This is a genomic window from Streptomyces sp. NBC_00846 (assembly GCF_045207325.1).
In the GTDB taxonomy this organism is placed as follows: domain Bacteria; phylum Actinomycetota; class Actinomycetes; order Streptomycetales; family Streptomycetaceae; genus Streptomyces.
Genome location: NZ_CP108846.1, coordinates 6,062,688 through 6,080,179, shown reverse-complemented (window position 1 = coordinate 6,080,179; position 17,492 = coordinate 6,062,688). Strand labels below are relative to the sequence as shown.

9 protein-coding genes and 3 pseudogenes are annotated in these 17,492 nt (G+C 67.3%); 9 read left to right on the top strand and 3 right to left on the bottom strand.

From position 1 onward, the window contains the following. Positions 1 to 105: 105 nt before the first annotated feature. A pseudogene (locus OG936_RS27975) lies at positions 106 to 330 on the top strand (hypothetical protein); the annotation flags it as partial. Positions 331 to 403: 73 nt separating this feature from the next. On the opposite strand, the gene OG936_RS27970 reads toward OG936_RS27975, so the two are convergent. Next, a complete protein-coding gene (locus OG936_RS27970) occupies positions 404 to 1,480 on the bottom strand; it encodes an NAD-dependent epimerase/dehydratase family protein (protein WP_406500639.1) in 1,077 nt (358 codons plus the stop codon). A 194-nt stretch (positions 1,481 to 1,674) separates the two neighbouring features. Between OG936_RS27970 and OG936_RS27965 the strand changes: the two genes are divergently transcribed. Beyond that, positions 1,675 to 2,037 (top strand): EF-hand domain-containing protein, encoded by a 363-nt coding sequence (locus OG936_RS27965; RefSeq protein WP_406498362.1) that lies wholly within the window; start codon positions 1,675 to 1,677, stop codon positions 2,035 to 2,037. Between the two features lie 162 nt (positions 2,038 to 2,199). On the opposite strand, the pseudogene OG936_RS27960 reads toward OG936_RS27965, so the two are convergent. Continuing rightward, a pseudogene (locus OG936_RS27960) lies at positions 2,200 to 2,376 on the bottom strand (LacI family transcriptional regulator); the annotation flags it as partial. 236 nt (positions 2,377 to 2,612) lie between these two features. On the opposite strand from OG936_RS27960, the gene OG936_RS27955 reads away from it, so the two are divergent. The 7 genes and pseudogenes from OG936_RS27955 (at position 2,613) to OG936_RS27925 (ending at position 16,312) form a co-directional block, all read left to right on the top strand. Continuing rightward, a complete protein-coding gene (locus tag OG936_RS27955; protein WP_406498361.1) occupies positions 2,613 to 5,159 on the top strand; it encodes a prenyltransferase/squalene oxidase repeat-containing protein in 2,547 nt (848 codons plus the stop codon). 287 nt (positions 5,160 to 5,446) lie between these two features. Next, entirely contained in the window at positions 5,447 to 5,854 is a 408-nt protein-coding gene (locus OG936_RS27950; protein WP_406498359.1) for a toxin glutamine deamidase domain-containing protein, read from the top strand. Position 5,855: 1 nt separating this feature from the next. Continuing rightward, entirely contained in the window at positions 5,856 to 6,137 is a 282-nt protein-coding gene (locus tag OG936_RS27945) for a hypothetical protein (RefSeq protein WP_406498357.1), read from the top strand. A 1,341-nt stretch (positions 6,138 to 7,478) separates the two neighbouring features. After that, entirely contained in the window at positions 7,479 to 10,178 is a 2,700-nt protein-coding gene (locus tag OG936_RS27940) for an NACHT domain-containing protein (protein WP_406498355.1), read from the top strand. A gap of 628 nt (positions 10,179 to 10,806) precedes the next feature. Continuing rightward, entirely contained in the window at positions 10,807 to 14,058 is a 3,252-nt protein-coding gene (locus OG936_RS27935) for an N-6 DNA methylase (protein ID WP_406498353.1), read from the top strand. 259 nt (positions 14,059 to 14,317) lie between these two features. Next, a pseudogene (locus OG936_RS27930) lies at positions 14,318 to 14,696 on the top strand (hypothetical protein); the annotation flags it as partial. Between the two features lie 173 nt (positions 14,697 to 14,869). Continuing rightward, positions 14,870 to 16,312: a hypothetical protein gene (locus OG936_RS27925; protein ID WP_406498352.1), complete on the top strand. Its 1,443-nt coding sequence runs from the start codon at positions 14,870 to 14,872 to the stop codon at positions 16,310 to 16,312. 63 nt (positions 16,313 to 16,375) lie between these two features. Here the strand turns inward: OG936_RS27925 and OG936_RS27920 are convergent, their stop codons facing one another. Then, positions 16,376 to 17,464, bottom strand: coding sequence for a tyrosine-type recombinase/integrase (locus tag OG936_RS27920; protein ID WP_406498350.1), 1,089 nt, complete (start codon positions 17,462 to 17,464; stop codon positions 16,376 to 16,378). Positions 17,465 to 17,492 lie beyond the last annotated feature (28 nt).

Genomic DNA, 17,492 nt, shown 5'->3' with positions numbered 1-17,492 from the left:
CACTCACCCTACGGAGCAGAAACCGACATTCCGGGCTCCATTTTCTTACGAAAAATGGACGTCGGCCTGGTAGCAGCAGACGAGCCCCGCGCGTGCCGCACATGCATGCCGGGGTGGCGAGATGGAGAACATCCCGGACGGTTCAGGCCCAGGCACGCACTCCTGCCGGGCACCGAACGCGGCCACGTTCTGGTCGTCGACGACGATCCGACGGTCGCCGAGGTCGTCGTCAGCTACCTGGTCCGGGCGGGGTACGACGGCGAGCTGGCGGACGACGGTCCGACGGCGCTGGGGTGCTTCGCCGGACGCCGGCCGGATCTGGTCGTCCTCCACAAGCCGGCTCGGCCCTATCTGCCACAGACCAACGGCAAGTTGACGCCTCAACCACACACTGCAATGTGTGTCAGAGCCTTCCGGTGTTTGGGCGCATCCCCCGCAACGGGGCCGTCGCAAACTCCGCCATTCCCTTGGCGAACCCTTCCTGCGGCTTCCAGCCCAGCTCGTCTCGCAGTCGTCGTGAGTCCGCAGTGACATGGCGTACATCACCGAGCCGGTATTCGCCGGTGACCTTCGGAGCAGGGCCACCATGTGCCGAAGCCAGTGCCGAGGCCATCTCGCCGATGGTGCGGGGGTCCCCACTCCCCGTGTTGTAAAAAGCAAAACTGCCCGGCCCGTGTCCTTCGACGGCTTCCAGTGCCAATGCGTTCGCGGCCGCCACATCCCGTACGTGGACGAAATCCCTCCGCTGGCAGCCGTCCTCAAAGACCCGGGGGGCCTCGCCACGAGCCAGAGCCGACCGAAAGAAAGAGGCGACACCGGCGTACGGTGTGTCGCGCGGCATCCCCGGTCCGTACACATTGTGGTAGCGCAGCGACACCGCGGACCCGCCCGTCGCGCGCGCCCAGGCCGCGGTGAGATGTTCCTGGGCGAGCTTGGTGGCCGCGTACACATTGCGCGGGTCCGTGGGCGCATCCTCGGTGACCAGACCAGGTGCCAACTCCGCACCACAGCACGGACAGCGCGGCTCGAACCGGCCCGCGTCCAGGTCGGCCACCGTCCTCGGTCCCGGCCGGACCGTGCCGTGGCGGGGACAGTCGTAACGTCCCTCGCCGTAGACCACCATCGAACCGGCCAGGACCAGGCTTCGCACACCCGCCTCGGCCATCGCCGCAAGCAGCACCGCCGTCCCGAGATCATTGCACCCGACGTACTCGGGCGCGTCCGCGAAGTCATTAGCCAAGCCGACCATCGCTGCCTGATGACACACGGCGTCGATGCCCCGTAGGGCCCTGTCCACCGCCTCCCGATCGCGAACGTCCGCGATGATTCGCTCGGCATCGCTGTCCGCGGGTTCTACTGCCGCACCATGCACCGAAGACAGCAATGCATCGAATACGACTGTCTGATGCCCGGCCGATGTGAGGGTATGGACGATCTCCGACCCAATAAATCCGGCTCCACCGGTAACCAGTACGCGCATGGCGCCCACGCTAGGCCGCTGGCGAGTCACATGGCCGGTTCCAGCGCGGCGCGTCAAGGAATCGTAAGAGATGTCCTACGGACGCCTACAGACGAAACGAACACCAACTCGGGGACGTGAAACTCGACTCACAGCGTTGAACTTCGATTGCAGGACGTGCCCGAACGCGAGAGGGGCTGATTGCCACCTTCCAGATGTTCTGGACGGAGCTGCGACGGCATGCGAACGGCCAGGAGCGGCTGCCCAAGGACAAGTTCGTCGCGGCTGTGCACAGCGTGACGGTGGACACCAGTCGGTTCAACATGGTCGAAGGCGTGCCTCACGCCATTTTCGACGTCATCGACACCGACGACGACGGCCAGATCTCCCACAGCGAGTGGCAGCAGCTCGCCACCGTGCTTGAGATCTCCGCTCCCGAAGTAAAGGAGCGCTTCGTCGCCCTCGACACCGACGGCGACGGGTCCATCAGCCGCCAGGAACTCATCCGTTCCTGGCGGGAGTTCTTCTACCGCGAGGACTCGTACACGACCGGCGGCCTGATCCGGGGCGTCCTGTAGTCGCACCACCCGCAACGCGCCCACACCGGAACGCCGTGGCCGGCCGAGCCGCCACGGCGCTTCGCCGTCAGCCGACAGCGGCATCAGCGTGGAGGGCGCGAGCGGCGACAACAAGATGCAGGCCCGGTACTGAGAAATCGGCACCGGGCCTGATGCGTTGGCTGCGCGTGCACGCAGAAGGTCGTTGAGGATCCGTTCCGGCGAGGTGGGGCACATCGCCAGGCGGGCGTCGAGGGCCGCCTCCCACTGCTTGGTCAGACCGAGCACGAGGCGCCGGCGCATGCCGGGGGTGACGTGCGCGTAGCGGGCCGAGACGGAGCCGTCGATGTGGCCCATGCGCAATGGGCGGCCCGCCGGACGATCCGCCCGTCACCGTCCGCGACGCCGGGCGGTGTTCACTCGTTCGGCTGGTCGACGGATACGGCACCGGTGCTTCGTGGCGTCGGCCGGGAGAATCCCGCGTGGAGCGTTCTCGCCGCGTGGTGTCTTCCTTCTCCACGGAACCTGCCCGGTGCGGACGGCTCCTGCATGCCTGGCGGGTGGTGTCGTGGCGGAGGGCTTCTTCGATGGTGCGGGTGAGCGACGGTTCGGCGGTACGCGGGGCGTGCAGCCCCTGGTGGCCCACGGCCGAGCGGGCGGCGGTGGCGTGGGCACGCCGGTGGGGGCTGGCGGTGGAGGACTCCGAGGTACGGCGGCTGGCACGTATGGGGCACGGCCGGATGGCTGGTCGCGTAGCTCCGGGAGCCTCTCCCGGGGAGCTGGAACTGCTGGCTTGCTGGGGGGCGTTCATCACGCTCGTCGACGACGGCTTCGACCTGCCCGGTGGTGTCTCGTCGGCCTCGGAGACCCGGTCCGTACTCGATCCCCTGGTCGCGGTGGTCACCGGCGCGGGGACAGATGCGCGGACGCCGGCGGTCGCGGCTCTGCGGGACCTGTGGCAGCGGACGACGGTGGGGACCGAGCCGGCCTGGTGCGCACGCTTCGCCGCGGCGTACGCGTCGTTCGCGGAAGCGACCTTCCAGGAGCTGCGGTGGCGGGAGGAGGGCCACGTGCCCTCCTCGGAGGAGTACGTCCGCCTGCGCCGTCTCACGATCACCGTGGAGCCCCTGCTGCTGGTGGCCGAGCGCTCCTCGTGGACGCCGGCGGGCGCGAAGGACACCGAGGCGCTGTACGCGGCCTGTGCCGATGTCGTCGCCTGGACCAACGACCTGTTCGACGCCGGATCGGAGCGTCCGGGACAGGTCGGGCTGGTCGACGTGCTGGCCCGGGAGCGGGGCGTCGGCCGCGGCGAGGCGGCAGTGGCCGCCCGCGCGATGCTGGAGGAGAGGCTGGACGAGTTCGAGACGGCCGCCGCGCGGGTGCCGGCCGCCGGCTCCCGGTCGCGAGCCGGACTGATCCGCACTTTCCTGGACGGCACGGTCGCCTGGCAGTACGAGACACAGCGCTACCGCGCCACGCTGCCTTCCCAGCGCGGGGGACGAGAGCCCCGGGCGGACCGGGTCGAAGCGGCCGTAGGTGCGCTGGAGCGGCGGCTGGTCCTGGCAGTCGCGCCCGGCGGGGACCTGCCGGACCGGTGCGCGAGCCGTGTCCTGGAAACCTCCCTGTTCCTGGCCCTCCTCCGGGCCCGCGGCAGCCATGGGCACGAGCAGCGGCAGCTGACCCGCTATCTCGAAGAGCGCCGCCTGGACGCCGATCCGCTCGACGCCTTGCTGATCGACGCCTGCCTGCGTCCACACACCCTGCCCACCGACGCCGCCGACGCCACACGCCCCCTGGCCGGTGGTCTTTCGCGGACAACAGGAAGCCGCGGCCGGTTCAAGCGCAGTGTGCTGCACGCCGTGCTCCATCTGCTGGGGGGCCTGCGCCTGGACGCCGCCGACGCCCCGCCCCAGGCCGCCACCCCCGCACCGTCCACCTTCACTCTGGTGAACCAGCTGGCCGTACGAGCCGTCTATGCCCAGGCCACCGGCTACCCGCACGCGCTCTCCACCCGTGAGCGCTTCCAGTTGTCCGACCTGCTGGCCGACGCCGGGGGAAGACTGCTGTGGGAGGCCAGCGCCAGCACCCACTTGCTCGGGCTCAACACCCTGCAGTCCTTCCGCCCCGGCCACCCGCTGATCGACGACGCCGTGACCGGTCTGCTGTTTGCGCGTGCCGCCGACGGTGGGGTGCCGTTCCTCGACAGCCAGGACATCTGGAACACAGCCTTGGGCGGCCCGGTGTTCCTCAGCCGTCCCGCGCTACGGCCGTACACGGCGCGGATCAGCGCGTTCGTCGCCGCCCACCAGGCGTCCGACGGCGGATGGCCCTTCGCGAGCGGAGTACGCCAGACCGATGTCGACACCACCTGCCGTGCCATGGAGTTCCTCCAGGCCATGGACCCGCACCTCTACCGCCACCACCTGCAACGGGGTGCCGCCTACCTCGCCGCGATGGCCGGTCCCGACGGCGGCTTCCCCACCTGGATGGAGAGCGACCGTGCCGATCTGGACATGACCGCGGGCGCCGTCCTCGCCCTCGCCCCGCACGGTCCGGACCACCACCGCCTCGTCACCGCCGCCACCCGCTTCATCCTCGACGCCCAGCACCCCGACGGCACCTTCACGCCTGGTTGGACCGTAAGCGAGTCGAGCGTCATCCTGCGCGCCGTCGACGCGCTCGACGCGGCACGCGCCGTCCCGGCCGCCGACCTCGCAGGGATCGAAGCCGCGACCGCCCGGGCCGCAGCCCGCCTGATCGCCACTCAGCAGCCCGACGGGGGCTGGGGCCATACGCCGGACAGCGCCAGCGACGCCCTCTCCACCGCACAGGCTCTCCCTGTCGTCGTCCGGTATGGTCCGCCCCACGCCACAACCGCCGCCACCGCCTACCTCCTCGCCGGCCAGAGCGAAGACGGTTCCTTCCCCTCCCCGCCCGACCAGGTCGGCCCCCGCCCCCTTCCCTTCGACTACCCGGTCATCTCGGATCTGTTCGCACTCGCCGCCCTCGACCGGATCTCTCGTCTCCGCAGGACCGGCCCAGACCTGTACGACGCCCCAGGCCCTGTACAGCCCGCGCCGGTAGAACCTCCCCGGCCGCGTCCCTCGACCCGGGTCGTGCCCAGTGGGACGTCGGCAAGGTGACCGCTGCGGGCGACCGGGGATACAGAACTGCCTCTCGCCGGGAGCCATCTGGGAGCCAACCTGCTCCCCAAGCCCTCTCCACACCACCCGAACCCACCGCACACCAACGCTGTGACCAGGAGAAACGGCAAACCGGCCGGTGGAAATCCGGACCGAACCTCATTCGGGACGAAGAGATCGTGGGTTCGAATCCCGCCACCCCGACAGGGGAAAACCCAGCCCGGCGATACTGTCGATCGGGCGGTCAACTGAAGTTGTGTACTGGCACAGCGTCCTCGTACTCCGGGATGTGGCTCTACGTCATCGACGAGGCGGGGAACTTCGTCCATCAGCAGGAGAGCGAAGAACCCCGAGGGCAGAACGGACTGTGCGCCACCGCGGGTGACGATCTCATGTCAGGCCGCAACCCGAACTCCGTTCCCGGAGCGGACCGCCCCATGACCAGGGCCGAGGTATCGGCCGTCACGGGGCTTGCATTCCGCAGCGTCGGTGGCCTGAACGTCATCGTCAGCGACATGCTGCGCTGGGGCCCAGGAGCGCGTGCAATCTTGGGAGCGTGGCCGCAGAAGGGGATAGGTCATTACTTCAACATCGCCAATATCGACGGCAAGGTGGTCTTCCTCGACTTTCGGTCCGGCAAGGCCAATCCGGCCGCAAACAGATACCGCAACTACTACCTCATGAGGACCAACTGACATGCTTGACAGGGAACAGGCCGAGCGCAGGGCTGCAGAGTTCCTCGCTGACGAAAGCAAGTCCTGGGGTCCGTCCTCCCTTGTCCGGATCATCCCCGAGTACTGCTTCACCGACGGAGGACAGTTCATCGCTCCTTACGACCATGTCGACTACCTCGACCACGGACGCGAGGACATGCAACTCGGCGGAAACCTGCCGGTCGCGGTTGACCTGACAACTGGATCCTGCCGCTTCATCGACTGGGAGGAGACGGAGGAGTTCATGGAACGCGACCTGCTCTGAGCAAACGTCATCCCGAGCACGTAGCGGGTCTCGTCGGCATCGTAGCCGAAGGTCATCTCGGGGCGTGATGGTCGGCGCCGGAGCACTGTGGCTCTACCGCAGCACCGGCAAGGCCGCTGCCCCCTTCGCGACCCGCACCAAAATCGGCAGCGGCTGGAACACCTACAACACCCTGAGCTGACCTCGCGACGGATGGCGCCGTCTCCAGCTCCTTCATGGAGCCGCGACACAACACGACTGTTGGCCTTCACACCCCCGTGTGAAGGCCCACGGTCAGTAAGGCCACCGACCATGAATGGGGCGTGGTAACCGGTGTCGGCGCACCCATGAACGTGGTTCTGGCAAGATTCTCGTAGCCGGAGAGCATCTCGTCGATGTGACGACGACGCACCTGGGCTGCCCCGCGTGAGCCGACCGGCAGCGCCCGCAACACGGAGCCTCGTCCAAACGCTTTCGCCTTCGCCCCGTCCTTGGAGGACAGGGCGAAGGCGATTTCAGAAGGCGATGGTGAGCGGGCTTCCATGCGTTCCCATACGCCGAGCACAGCCTTGTGGGGGAGGTTCCCCTCGTAGCGTGGAGTCCGTGACAGCAGGGGTTGTTGGTTGACCGCTTCCCCTTATCGTCGGCCGAGCAACGCGGCCCCGCGTCAGTCCCCGAATCGAGCGTCATCCGAGCGTCAAAATTCGTGAACGATGCTTCGTCAACATCACCCGTACGATCCTCGCCGCACCCTGAACCCGCAAGTCAGACCAGTCTGGGCGGGCGGGGTGTCCAGTCGAACCGCTCCGCGCCCGGAAACAGGTCGAGCAGCTCACCCAACCACAAAACCGCAGGTCAGGAGCCCTTCGCGGCCGGTTCGAGGATGGCGACACACTCCACGTGGTGGGTCATCGGGAAGATGTCGACCTGCGCGCATCACAGAAAAGCCCAGGTCAGACACCATTTGTCAGCTCGTCGCCCTGCGTGTGGGTACCTGGAGCGTCAAACGAGCGTCACAGCCTCCCGCGCATTCCAGGTCACTGCGTGCGTGCCGCCCCTGGAGATGTGCGAAACGAGGGGCAGTCTTCGTCGAGGCGGGGGAAGGTCAGCCTGCAGCCGCTGCGGTCGGCTCGCTGAACGTGCACGAGAGTGTGGATACCGTCCGCGCCCAGAAGGGTTGCCTCGGTGAGGCTCCCGGTGGAGCGCCACCGAGGCCGTGGCCGACAGGGTGCGCTCCGGCTCGCTGATGTTCACGCCGGCACCACGACCAAATGTAACAGAGCGCGACTAATGATCACTGAATCGTCATATCCTGCTGTCCAGGGCGGCCAATGGCGCCGCGCGTCATCATTCGGAGAGCAGATGGAACCCGCGGTCATCGGGGCGCGCCTCGCGTCCAGCGTTGTGAGCCCGCTGATCAGGAAGCTCTTTCTGAACGGGGTGCCCGGGGCAGAACTTGTCGACAGGCCGGTCCGCGTGTCCCGGCTCGTCTCTTTCCGCGGCGAGCAGCGGACCCTGTCCGACAAGGAGATGCACAGGATAGCGGAGGAGTTGGTAGCGCGCGCCGCGCAGGCCACAGGCGAGGAGAAGTTACCCAGTCACGAGGTTAGAGCCGTCACCAACGCGGTCGCCTCTTCTCTGCGCGTCATGGGCACCCTCGATATGGATGACGTACAGGCGGTACACCTCGGACACATGGGGCTGGCGCGGCATTTAAGGTCGATGAGTCCCACAGCCGTGCTGGGACTGTCAGCCGATGCCGTCGAACTCCACGCAAGCGTGCTGAACACCGCATGCCTGCACATTCTGAACTTCTTCACCCAGCGATCGGCGTTCGTGCCGCGCACCCTCGTGGAACAGAGCCGGAGCCTAGAGGAACTGACGCACAAGATTGACTCCCTCATTACCAGGGCCCCGTCCCCCGCCGACGGCCCTTTCGAGAAGCGATACTCGCACTACATCACCGACAAGTACGGCAAGTTGAGCATCTTCGGCCTCGACTTGTCCCAAGGGCCAGAGAACTGGCTGCTGGACGTCGCATATCTCAGTCTCGACGCCGTGGGCGACGCCACCGGAGTACTTCCCACCAGGCTCTCTGCCGACCAGGTACTGGCCGCGCACAACCGGGTCCTGCTGCGCGGCGTGGCTGGCTCGGGCAAGACCACTCTCGTACAATGGCTGGCAGTCTCCACGACCCGACCGAACCAGCTGGACCTCTTCGGTCTAGTGCCCTTCGTGCTGCCGCTGCGCACGCTCACTAGGGGCGGGGCCAAACTTCCGGCCCCCGACGAGTTTCTGTCCGCGGTGGACTGTCTCATCGCCGCGCTGCAGCCGGCGGGCTGGTTCGACCGTGTACTGAGAGCGGGCCGCGGGCTGATCCTCATTGATGGAATCGACGAGATTCCGGAGGACGACCGCAACGACGCCCGTCGCTGGCTCCAGGAACTGATCAGCACCTATCCGGGAAATCGCTGGCTCGTCACGTCCCGGCCTTCCGCCGTACGGGAACACTGGCTGAGTGGAGACGGCTTCGTCGAGGCGGATCTCGCGCCCATGAGTAGGGACAACATCGCCGATTTCGTGATCCGCTGGCACCAGGCAGCCGGTATCAGCGACCAGTACGCCCATGAGCTATTACGTGCGGTGCGCGTCAAGCAGGACCTCGGCAGACTCGCCACCAATCCTCTGATGTGTGGCCTGATCTGCGCACTTCATCAGGACCGCCACGGCTATCTACCCGAAGGTCGCAAGGAGATCTACGACGCGGCGCTGTCCATGCTTCTCTTCCGACGCGACCGCGAACGCGGTGTGTACAAGCCGGGATCGATCCGCATCGGCGAGGCGCACCACATTCAGCTGATCCAGAAGCTGGCCTACTGGATGATCCGCAACGGCCGCTCCGAGATGGACCGTGCCGACGCGGTGAACCTCCTTGCCCAGGCACTGCCCACGATGCCGAAGGTGGCGGAGCAGGGCACGGCCGAGGAGATCTACCGACACCTCCTAATCCGTAGTGGCCTGCTGCGTGAACCGAGCGTTCAATCGATGGACTTCATCCACCGGACCTTCCAGGACTACCTCGGGGCCAAGGCGGCGGTGGAGGGGCTCGACTTCGACTTCCTCATCGCCAATGCGCACCTGGACCAGTGGGAGGATGTCATCAGGATGGCCGTCGCCCACTCCCGCCTGACCGAACGCACCCGGCTTCTGACCGGCATCATCCGGCGGGACAACGTCACGGCGCACGGGATGAACCGACTGCACCTCTTGGCGGCGGCGTGTCTGGAACACGCCACAGAACTCGACCCCGAGGTCCGGGCGGAAGTGCAGCAGCGCGCAAGCGCCCTGATCCCGCCCCGCACAGCGGATCAGGCCCGAGCGCTGATCGAGGTCGGCCCGGTGGTACTGGACCTGCTTCCGTATCCGCCGGAGGCTCCACCGGTGGAGAAGTGGCCTGCCGACGAGAGGGCCGTCGACGAACGGTCGGACGAGGAGAAAGCCGCAGAGCAGCGGGCTGCTGACGAGGCGTACTTCACGGTCTTCGCTGCCACCCGTATCGCGACCGATGCGGCGATCGACGTGCTCGCCCGCTATCGCGGCTACCACGACCTACGGGTGCGCAATGAACTCGTACGAGCCTGGAGCAGCTTCGACACCATCATCTACGGCCAGGAGGTCATCGCCCACCTCGGCCAGGAGCGCCTCTACTTCCCGGTCTCCAACCCGGCCGAGCTGCAAGCGATCAGCAGTTTCGGCGGGCGGGCCTGGATCAAGATCGTCGGTGATTTCACCGCCGTCGACTTCCTCAACGGCTGCCGCCAAGCGCAGCTCACTCATCTGTGGCTAACCTCGGACATCGGTGACTCCTGGAGGTGGCTGCGTGAATTTCCGCACCTTCGCTCCCTGACCATCGAGACCTCACTGCCCCACCTGGACGTGGCACCGCTGGCGTTGGTGCTGCCTCTTCGTACGATTACGCTGTCGAGGGGAGTTGTGGTCTCTGGTATGGATTCTCTGCCCTCGTACATGGAGGTTGTTCGTATGCGGCACGACGCGGAGTGATCGCCCGACCGCTTACCCGGCGGGTTCGTTCGGCATCCGGCACAACGGCAGTTGGTACGGGAACATGAACGCGAAGCGAAGGGGTTGGACAGCAAGACAGAGAAGGCCCCGCGCCTCGGGCGGAGAGGCAGCTCGCGCCCCACATGGCGCAGCACCCAGTCTGATGCTCCGGTCGTCCTGAGCAACGAGCCCGCTTTGTTCGCCCGGGGTTTACTGGCCAAGCGTCACCCACCATTGTCCAGCAAGTGCGAGACGCCTTCCCGTACGACTGGCGCCAACACGAGGCCCTCGATGCCCTGCTGAACGGGATCACCAACAGCGTTGTCGAACCTCCCTGCCCTCTTTCGGCCGTTGACTCCGCGCATTGGGATGCCGACCATCCGCAAGAAACGGCTCCAGCCCGGCCCACCGCCCGGAACCTTCTCGATACGCTTGCCCGCCAGCTCCAGGCCGCGCCGTTTCGCGTAGTCGACGACGCGCCGCCACTCCACGGGCGAGGGCTGTGGCGCCGCCCAGGTCCCCAGGTACCGTCACAGGCATGTCGCCGGCCCGTGTTCCTTGTGGGCCGGCCCGGCCACGGCCATGGGATGATCAGTCCCATGGAGGGCACCGGCCTGCGGAGGACAGCATGAGTGACGGCACCGGGCATCTGTCCAAGCTCGTCTGGTCGGTGGCCGACCTGCTGCGCGGCGACTTCAAGTCTTCCGAGTACGGGCGGGTGATCCTGCCGTTCACGGTGCTGCGCCGGCTGGACTGCCTGCTGGCCCCGAGCCGGCAGGCAGTGCTCGACGAGGCCGACCGCACCGACGGCGAGAAGCGGGAGCAGCGCCTGACGGCCGCCTCGGGTTGGCCCTTCTATAACTCCAGCCGGTTTTCCATGGAGAGCGTGCTCAGCGATCCGGAGAACGTCGACCGGTTGCTCCTGGCCCATGTCGACGGGTACTCCCAGAACGTCAGGGAACTGCTGGACGGCTTCGAGTTCGAGCGGACCGTCACCCGCCTGCGCCAGGCCGGACTCCTCTACCGCGTCGTCGCGCAGTTCGTCTCGATCGACCTGGGGCAGATGATCACCGACGACCACATGGAGAGTCTCTTCGAGGAGCTCGTCCGGCGGTTCGCAGAGAGCGGCAACGAGGCGAGCGGGGAGCACTACACCCCCCGGGACGTGGCCCACCTGATGGCCAGCTTCCTCGTCTCCGCCGACTCGGACCTCCTGACGTCGCCACACGCCGCCCGCACCATCCTGGATCCGGCCTGCGGGACGGCCGGCCTGCTCACCGAGGCGGCCTCGTACATCGCGTTGATGAACCCCCAGGCGGACGTCACGCTGTACGGCCAGGAGATCAACCGGGAGTCATGGGCGATCTCCCGTGCGACCATGATGACCAGTGGCCGCCGGGCCTCGACGATCGCCTTCGGGAACGTCTTCGCCGAGGACGGGCACCAGGGGGCCGCCTTCGACTACCTTCTCGCCAATCCGCCGTTCGGCGTCGACTGGAAGAAGAGCGAGTACGCCGTCCGGTCGGAGCACGAGCAGCTCGGCTTCGCGGGCCGCTTCGGAGCTGGCCTTCCCCGGATCAACGACGGCTCACTGCTTTTCCTGCAGCACATGCTGGCAAAGATGAAGCCGGTGAGCGCCTCAGGCGAGGGCGGCAGCCGAATAGCGGTCATCTTCAACGGCTCCCCGATGTACTTCGGGGGTGCGGGGTCCGGCGAATCGGACATCCGGCGGTGGATCGTGGAGAACGACTGGCTCGAGGCCGTGGTCGCGCTGCCCGATCTCCTCTTCCCCAATACCGGCATCAGCACCTACCTGTGGGTCCTCAGCAACCGCAAGCCGGCACAGCGCAGGGGCCAGGTGCTGCTGCTGAACGCTCAGGAGCAGTGGCAGCGGATGCGTCGCTCCGTCGGCTCGAAGCGCAAATACATCACGTCGGACCAGATCGCCGAGATCACCGGGCTCTACCTGGACGCCTTGTCCGCTGACCCCGCCCAACAGCCGGACGACCGGGTCCGCGTGGTCTCCACCCACGAACTGATGTACCAGCGCGTCACGGTCGATCAACCGCTGCGGCTCCGGTACGAGCTGTCCGAGGAGGTCCTGACTCGGCTCGCCGAATCGCGCGTGATCCAGAAGTCCCGGGATCCCGCTGCCCTGGTGGCCGCCCTGCGTCCGCTGGTCGGCTCAATGTGGACGAGAGGCCAGGAGGCCGTCACGGCGCTGCGCCGGGCGGTTGCCTCGGCCGGCGTGAGCTGGCCGCGCGGGAAGGTCTTCGAGGCGGCGGTCCGCAAGGCCGTCGGCGTGCGCGATCGCGACGGAGAGCCGCAGCGGATCGGCGAGGCGTACGAGCCAGATCCCGAACTGCGCGAGTTCGTCCACCTGCCGCTGCAGGTGGATCCGAGCGACCACCTCCGACGCGAAGTACACCCGACCGCTCCGGACGCCTGGATCGACGACAGCAGGACGCGGGTGGGTTGCGAGATCCCACCCGCGCTCTTCTACCGGCCGGAACTCGACGGCGAATTCGAATTGCTGCGCAACCTTGCTCGGTTGGAGACCACCCGGGTTCACCCGCCGCAGCGCGGCGAGGAGCAGGAGGACGGCAGCGACCGGCCCAAGCACCTGCGCGCCCAAGATCTCCACGAGGCGGACTCGGCCGTTGAGCTCCCTGACGCGCCGGAGGATGGGCTGACGCTGACCCTGTGCTCGGGCGGCATGCTCGTCGGGCGGCCGGGGAACTGGCGCCTGCTACCGCAGGGATTCGGCGAGGCGGCGACCTCACTTTTCGTGCTGCAGCCGCTCCGCGACAGCGGCCAGGCGCTCTGCGAGTGGTTGAACTCCCGCAAGGACAACGGTCTGTACCCCAGCGCTCGCGATCTGCTGGACACGCACGTCCCCGTCGACCTGGTGACTGACAGCGAGGTGGAGAGTCTCCTGGAGACCGTGCAGGACGGACGGCGCGCACTGCGGACCACGATGTCGGGAATCCTGCCCAACGTCTTCGGCAGCGGCGAACGGGACGTCCAGGGGGTTCGGAACGAGATCAGGGCCGCTGCCCACGAGGCTGGCCTGATCGGCGAACTCGTGCGGCCGCTGGACGACCCGATCTCGCGCGCCGAGTGGAGCTTTCCTTACCACGCCGCCGCGCTGTCCCGTCGGTACCGGGTCAGCACGCATCCGGCGGAGCGGAAGGACGGACTGCTCAAGCTGGGCGAGGGTCTGGCCCGGGTGCTGGGCGTGCTGGCGCTCACCGAGCTAGCCGCCTCGAACGGCTTCTCCCGGAACCTGCGCAAGCAGTTCCGGACCGGCGCCACCTTCGGCACCTGGCTCTGGATCCTCGATCGGCTGGAGGCGGAGGGAATCGCGCCCCGCATCCAGCAGCTCGCCACCGTGCGCGACCGGGGCAACGCGCGCGCTCTCCTAGGCCACATCAAGGACTTCAGGAACACCTCGCACCACGCTCACGGCGTCCGCGCCAGCCACCAATTGGCGGAAGACGTCGAGCGGTTGGAACCGCATGTCGTGCGGGCGATCAGTGCGGTCAGCTGGCTCTCTGGGACTCACTGGGACTGGGTGGAGCGGTGCGAGTACCTCGACGAGGGCTCGTACCGGATAGTCGGGCTCCGGCTGAGGGGCAGCCATCCGAGCTGGGAGCCGTTCGAGCGGTCGAGTACCCAGCCGCTGCGGCCCGACCGTATCTACGTGGACAGTGCCCCGTACGGGGCTCCGGTGGACCTCTGGCCGTTCGCTGTCGTCAGCCTGTGCGAGGAGTGTCGGACCCGGGAGCTCTTCCTGCTCAATGAGGTCCGGGACGACCAACTGACCTTCCGCAGCCTGGAGGAGCATTCGCTGGGGATGACGTACGGCCCGCCCGAGTAGCGGCGGGGGCGAGGCTGAGCAACCTGGCGTGGCTGCGTCGGGTGCGGGACCGGGCCTACGGATCGCAGAGGCACAGAAGGCTGGGGCCGGGGATGGCAGCCGAGCGCTCCTGGAACTGCTCGCTGAACCACGGCCGTTGCTCTCACAGCCAGCCTTCTCCCGGCTCAACACCCACTTCACCCGCTTCGGAAGTTGCCGAGACGCCCTGTCGCACGTCGCGGACGATGTACGTCGTCCAGAACGGTAAGCGGAAATCGCATACGCCGTGCGGGCACATCGTCTCGTCGACCGCCCCAGCCAGGACCTCGATGTCGCCACCGAACCCCCGGCACCCATGACCGACATCGCAGCCACCATCCGCACCGGCTTGGAAGCCCGCGGCTGGTCAGTACGGTCATTGAAGACCGCCCCGTGGTCCGCCCGATTCACCGTGACCGACCCGGCCACGGCCAGAAGTGCGAGGTCGACATCCTCAAGAGAATCTTCTGGCGGCCCGTCGCCCGGAGTCCGTACGGGCCTGTCCCCGCGGAGGAGGACGTGATCGAGATCAAGGTCCGCGCCCTCGACGACCGCAGCCCCGCGACCTGATTGACGTGTTCGCAACCTCCCGCCGCTGGTCCAATGCCGGGCTCGAAGAGTCCGATGATTCCGGACCTCGGCTGAGAACCGCACCAGGCTGCCATTACACCGACTGCAGTTGGCGGTAGGCGGGATCGCCGTGAGGCACTCGTACGAGCGACCCATGGGGTTCGGCAGCGGACGGCCCGTTCTACGTTGGCCACCTTGCCACCCGTCGAGCGGAGTCGGAGCCATGAAGTACGCAGTGTCCGCGCCACAGGACGCCTTGCTCCGCGAGATCGCGGCGACTTCCGAGGCGATGCGGATCCCGCCGGCTCGTACCCAGACGGCTTGGGCGCTGGAACAGCGCGGACTGGTCAAGAGGACCTGGGGTGGCAGCGGTCAGGTCGCCGTGGTGACGGCGGACGGCCGCTACTACCTCAAGCACGGCGTGCACCCCCGACAGGTGCAGGAAGAGAAGGATCGATTGGGGGGTGATGCGGCCCAAGCCGCGCTGGCCCCGGCCGGCGGAGCCGAGCTGGTCTCCCGGCTGCTGTCCTCCTCAGGAAAGATCACAGTCGCTGATCCCGCGCCTCGGACCCGAGGCCGCTGGCGAGCCGCCTACTACAACGCGCTTCATCACGGTCACGTACCCGAAGGCCACAAGTTGCGGTGGAACGGTCGCCAGCGCGGCGACTGCATCTTCACTCTGACCGACGAGGCGGCCGAGAAGGCTGCTCAGCCTCCTCCGGTGCCGGCGATCGAGCTGCCAGAGGTTCTGGAGCGTCCGCATTCATTGGTCCGCGCGACGCGCAAGGCGATGGGCCGCTCTCAAGGCACGGTCGATACGCGGGGCATGGCCGAGGTCATCCCGCTGCATGTGTCGCGTCCGCTCGCCGACCGCGGTCTACGGATCATGCATGCGTTTCTGACCGAAGCCGAAAGCCGCGGGTACTCCGCCGAGGCCCAGACCGACCTGGAACGCGGTGAGGCCGTACACACCCTGGCCGTCGTGATCCGGGGTCGCGCCTTTCCCCTGGCCCTCACCGAGAGGACGACCAAAGTCCCGCATGAGCCGACCCCGAAGGAGCTCCGTCAGCAAGAGCGCAATCCGTGGATCCGACTACCCAAGTACGACGAGGAGTTCAACGGCCGCCTTGCTCTGGGTGCACCCGCCAAGAGCTGGTACTCCTACTCGTACAGCGACGGAGCACGATGGACCCTGGAGTCCCGGCTAGGGCTCCTTCTGCAGGATCTCGAACACCGCGCTGCGGAAGCGGAACGCCGAGACCGGGAGCAGGAACTCCTCGAAGCCGAGCGGCGGCGCCGGTGGTACGCGGCCATCAAACAAGCCCGTGAGTGGCAGATCGAGCAGCACCGGGCCGAGTTCCTCAACGCACAGGTCGGAGCCTGGCATCGGGCCGCCGAGATCCGCGCCTTCTGCCAGGCCGCCCGCGCCAGAACCGAGAGCGCCCTGGCTCCGGCCGAGGAAACGGCCTGGCTGGAGTGGGCTGAGTCGTACGCTGCACAACTCGATCCGCTGCGACGCCGGCTGAACGCTCCGCCGGACCCGCCGGCGACGCGGGAGGCGCTCCGCGAAATGGCCAAGGTGGATGGCTACGCCTATCCGTGGCCGTTCGATGCCGACGGCCATTGGACCCTGCCGCAGGACCAGCAGGCCGACGAAGCCCCGTAACCCGCGCCCACTTCGTCCGCAAACAGCTTCGCCCCGTCCACAGGGAACGGGGCGAAGGATCGTTTATGCAGCGATGGTGAGCGGCACTTCCATACGCTCCCACGCGCCGAGCACGGCCTTGTGCGCGTCCGGCTGCAGGTGGGCGTAGCGCTGGGTGGTCTGGAAGCTCTCGTGGCCGAGGAGGTGCTGGACCTCGTAGAGGGAGACCCCTTTCTGGACCAACCATGAGGCGCAGGTGTGGCGCATGGAGTGGGGCGGGTAGTGCGGGACGAGTTGCTGCTCGCCGTCGCCATCGAAGTAGTGAGCCCTTTCGATGGCTGGCCACCAGGTCTGTCGGCGCCAGTTACCGTCATCGAGGAGCCGTCCGGACCGGCCCTTGGTGACGGTAGTGAACACCACGGCATCCCGGTCGAGCCGGTATATGTGACGTTCAAGTGCTTCCAGGACATGGGCCGGGAGCGGGACCTCCCGGCGGCTCCTGGAGCTCTTGGGATACTCCTTGATGCCCCTCTTGGTGTTGACCTCGACCACGAAGAGGCGCGAGCGGCGCTGGTCGATGCGGTGACGGTGAAGGCCGGAGAGTTCGCCCCAGCGCAGTCCGGTGTAGACGCCAAGTAGGCACATCGTCTTCCAGGGGGCGGAAAGCTCGTCGAGGATGCTCTGCGCCTGGTCGGTCGTAAACCACTGCGGCGGCTTGATGGCGATCTGGGGCAGGTCGATGCGGCGGCACGGGCTCAACGCGATCACATCGTCATCCACGGCCGCGCGCATGATGGACGACGTCAGGTTGTACGCCCGCTTGATCGCGGCAGCGCCCACGCCCTTCTCCACCAGGGAGCGGATCCAGCTTTGGACGTCCATGCGAGTAACGGCCCGCATCTCCCAGTCCGCCCAGTGGGGCATGACGTGGTTTTTGATGGTGGAGGCGTCGCCGCGAAGGGTGCGGGGCTCAACGATGCGGGCGTCCCACCACCTGTCGTGCCACTCACGGAACGTGATTTCGCCGGCTCTCGGGTCGCGCATGCTTCCGCGGGCGGACTGTGTCTCCATCTCGGTGCCCCAGGCGCGGGCCTGCGCCTTGAGGGGGAACGACTCGCTGTACCGGTCTCCTGCCCGGTTGCGTACGGTCGCCTGCCAGTTGCCGGACTTCAACTTGCGGAGGTACAGGTTCTACTCCTTG

Coding starts and splice junctions, on each gene's coding strand:
- OG936_RS27925 (WP_406498352.1), top strand. CDS start 14,870: ATGAAGTACGCAGTGTCCGCGCCACAGGACGCCTTGCTCCGCGAGATC.
- OG936_RS27935 (WP_406498353.1), top strand. CDS start 10,807: ATGAGTGACGGCACCGGGCATCTGTCCAAGCTCGTCTGGTCGGTGGCC.
- OG936_RS27970 (WP_406500639.1), bottom strand. CDS start 1,480: ATGCGCGTACTGGTTACCGGTGGAGCCGGATTTATTGGGTCGGAGATC.
- OG936_RS27950 (WP_406498359.1), top strand. CDS start 5,447: ATGTGGCTCTACGTCATCGACGAGGCGGGGAACTTCGTCCATCAGCAG.
- OG936_RS27965 (WP_406498362.1), top strand. CDS start 1,675: ATGTTCTGGACGGAGCTGCGACGGCATGCGAACGGCCAGGAGCGGCTG.
- OG936_RS27940 (WP_406498355.1), top strand. CDS start 7,479: ATGGAACCCGCGGTCATCGGGGCGCGCCTCGCGTCCAGCGTTGTGAGC.
- OG936_RS27945 (WP_406498357.1), top strand. CDS start 5,856: ATGCTTGACAGGGAACAGGCCGAGCGCAGGGCTGCAGAGTTCCTCGCT.